At 36.9% G+C, this 3,455-nt stretch carries 3 protein-coding genes; all 3 read right to left on the reverse strand.

The annotated features are described in order from the left end of the window. Positions 1-872: ShlB/FhaC/HecB family hemolysin secretion/activation protein (locus tag QZU45_RS11610; RefSeq protein WP_295355456.1), on the reverse strand; the 872-nt coding region annotated here is incomplete at its 3' end. Between the two features lie 241 nt (positions 873-1,113). Then, complete coding sequence (locus QZU45_RS11615) at positions 1,114-2,736, reverse strand: AAA family ATPase (protein ID WP_295355458.1); 1,623 nt, start codon at positions 2,734-2,736, stop codon at positions 1,114-1,116. A 78-nt stretch (positions 2,737-2,814) separates the two neighbouring features. Next, positions 2,815-3,183 carry a hypothetical protein gene (locus tag QZU45_RS11620; protein WP_295355460.1) on the reverse strand — a complete coding sequence of 123 codons (369 nt, stop codon included), beginning with the start codon at positions 3,181-3,183 and terminating at the stop codon, positions 2,815-2,817. Positions 3,184-3,455: the final 272 nt, after the last annotated feature.

Here is a 3,455-nt window from a genome sequence, read left to right on the forward strand (position 1 = left end):
TAGTTAAAGCGCAGAGTGTTGGCAAGATTTGAAGAAGCAAAAAAGTTGTCCAGCTTAAAATCGGTGAACATACCGTAGCTGTGTCTTTTAAGCTTCACCTCAAAGGCATCGATTTTGTCGGTTATGCTGCGGTAGTAGGTGCCTATGTCTCCTGTAAATCTGGTCTTTGTACTTCTGTAGAAGGGATTTTCCAGATACACATCTGCATTGAAGATATTGCCGTGAATATCAAGGTCACGGTATTCTCCGCCTAGCTCATAGCTTGAATAGGACAGGTCGGTACCTAAGACATTCAGATTGGAATTTACAGGGACACGATAGTCAAAGCTGAAATTGTTCTGCTTATTATCAGTGGTGGCTAAAAGCAGATTTGACCTGTCGGCATGATGGGAGACATCATTGCAGGTTAAAACTCCTACAAAACGGTTCTCTCCGGTAGTCTTATTGCCATAATTGTCATAGAAGGTCTGAAAGGAGAAACGTTTCTTTGGCTTTACATCTAAAATCAGGTCTGCCCCATTGTTATTTGAATTCTCAAAGAAGCCAGAGACATCAAAAACATTCAGGTCACGAACCTTTAAGAGAGAATCATTAAGCTCAGTGGAGTTTACAGGGCGATTCTGCAGCTTTCTGGTTTTCTCGAAGATACGATAGATGGTGCTAAGATTTATGGAGCTTAGATTTCTTAGCTTTATCTCATTGAGTCTGGTGGTCTCAACTACCACCTTAAGCTCTCCGTTGTGGCTCTCCTGTTCAGGATAGAAGGCCTGAGCGGTTAGATAGCCGTTGCTCTTGTACACTGCAGTAAGTGCATTCAATAGATTCTGAAGAGTCTTAACGGTGATTTCCCTGCCCATATATGGTTTAAGCACTGCATCAAGTTCACCTCTGCTGAGTTTTGCAGTTGATTTGATTTCAACATTGTTCAGAGTCTGAGCACATACAGTGCCGGTAAAAACGAATAATCCGGCCAGAGCAAGATTTAATAGAAATTTTTCTTCTATTTTTGGGAGAAAATGTAGTGCGTTTGTAATAACTATTAATCATGCTTATGCTAAAAAATAGCTCAATTTCTTGCAGTTCACAGAACCTAAATTAGAAATTCTCGCGAAATTATTTTTCAACTTTCTTGTACAAGGTAATCTGACGTTTGTCCTTATCGCCATTGAAAACGCACGCGATCTGGATTAACTCTCTGTCTCCAAGATTTTCAAAACCATAGCGTTTTTCAATAATCTGTTGCTCCGCATCCTCAAGCTTTTTCTGTTCTTCACTATTTATATCCGTGTATTTCAGTTCAAGTACAACTCTGCGCTTTGGGAAGTTTACAAGAATATCACTTCTGCCTCTGCTGTTATGTTGCTCGACTTGAACATCATGATTCTTGCCAATCAGATAGACCTGCAGCAGTGCTCTTAGAACAGACTCATTATCAACAGGATATTTATCATAAGATAGGGCTGCTAATACTTCATTGAAAAGCGAGATAATATCTTCAACAGAGCCTTGTTCAAGAACATAATTTTTACCGGTGGAATATGGAGAAATATTCTTCTGAAAGACTTTTAAACTTAAAAGTCTGAATAGAGCAGATTTAACTTCTAAATTTGCCGCACCAAGAATCACGTTATCATTAGGATCAAGGTCTGATTTTAAAGTTAAGTATCCGGTCTGACACATCAGAACATTTTCATTAATATCAATCAGAGAGGTTGGGTTCGCAAAATCGTTATAAGGAATTTCAATCTCTGAGGTCAGAAGATTCTCTATATTCAGATTGTGTGATTCCATATAGTTCATAAGAATAGATGGAAGACCACCAACTTCGTACCAGTAATCTCCGAAATATACTTCTTTATCGGAAACAATACTATGAAGAAAATTATTAACAGAATAGGTAGAGAATACCTTATTACGATATTTTCTATCAAAGCAGTAACTATCATAATGCGCTGCCATTCTATCGATGAATTCTTCGCAATCTGCATCTGTTACCTTATCGGTTGATTTATTATTCTCGTAAGATACGCCGAGTCTTAGGTAATCAATATAGAATTTTTTTATTTCATCTCTAGTGAAACCTATCATGTTAGAAAAGGCGTATTCATAGCTTAAGTCCATAATATCTGAGCCAACAGAAAAGATAGAAACATCTTTGAGGCGAGTTACTCCAGTAACGGCCATGAATTTAATCTGCTTTTTGCCTTTAATAGCGCCATAGAAATCTCTGATACAGATTCTGAACTTCTCATAAAGTTCTGGATTGTTAATATTGGCTGTTAGCTGACGATCATATTCATCAATTAGCAGAACCAGTTGCTCACCATCATTCATAGCATCAAAAAGATTTGATATGTAAACATTCGGTTCTTTATCATCAAGAACATCTTGTATTTTTTGAGCTCTGGCGAATTTATAGATAGATAAACAAAGCTGTCTTTTAAATTCAGATAAATCTGTTGCAGAGTATTCAAGAAAACTTAAATGAAGAACGGGATACTTCATTTGATCCCATTTGTCATAAATCCATGTTCCCTTGAAATAAGGATCAACTCCTTTTTCAAAAAGAGTTCCGATGGTGTTTAGAGTCAGAGACTTACCGAAACGGCGAGGACGTGAAAAGAAAACTCTTTTATAATTTCTTGTAAGATTATAGATATATTCAGTCTTATCTACATAGATATAATCACTATCTAAAAAATCTTCAATGTTTTCTGACTGAGCAATATTTTTCATTTACACGACCTATCAACTGATTTCAATATGATAATTATATCATTGATGACTAAACCTAAGATAAACACAAAAGTAACACTATAAATTTTGATCAAAAAGATCGGTCATATATGATTTCAGATCGATCTTTTGAGGTACTGTTACTCCCAATTCCTCATAGCAGGTCCTAACCTGCTTGTTTGCCACCTCAACATATACCTGCTCAGAGTTTTTGTCTCGGAAACACATTAGTGACTGACATTTACCAATCATTGCTGAAAATGAGTATACTGAGCCTTTTCTTATCTGCTGAATTTTGCTTCTTAAGATGGAATCTATAACATCACTGAGGATTTTTCCTCTTACAGTCAAATCACTCCATTTACATAAAGGCAGTAGCTTCAGGTACTCTTTATCCGTCTTAAAAGCGGTTTCAATATTGGTTCTGCAAAAGTATTCATCAAGCATCTGAGCTGGTGTTTTTAGATAATTGGCTATACGTACAAAATAGCCGAATTTAACCTCGTACCAATTCTTTTCCCAATTTGTTGTAACTCAGAACCACCATTAAATTAAAACTTTCTCAGTTTCGCCTTTGAAAGCGAGAGCCAATGCTTCGAATGCATTTATGCCATGCTTCTTGGCGGTGCTGAGATAGGATGTAATCTTGAGGTAGGTCTGAGCTCCTCCCTTTGTACGAAAACATCCTGAAACCTTTGCTTTAGTCTTTACATTGCGTA

This window comes from uncultured Succinivibrio sp., assembly GCF_902756765.1.
Lineage (GTDB): Bacteria > Pseudomonadota > Gammaproteobacteria > Enterobacterales > Succinivibrionaceae > Succinivibrio.

What these genes read in the sequence shown, in the direction of transcription:
- QZU45_RS11615 (WP_295355458.1), bottom strand. Translation starts at nt 2,736, where the DNA reads ATGAAAAATATTGCTCAGTCAGAAAACATTGAAGATTTTTTAGATAGT.
- QZU45_RS11620 (WP_295355460.1), bottom strand. Translation starts at nt 3,183, where the DNA reads ATGCTTGATGAATACTTTTGCAGAACCAATATTGAAACCGCTTTTAAG.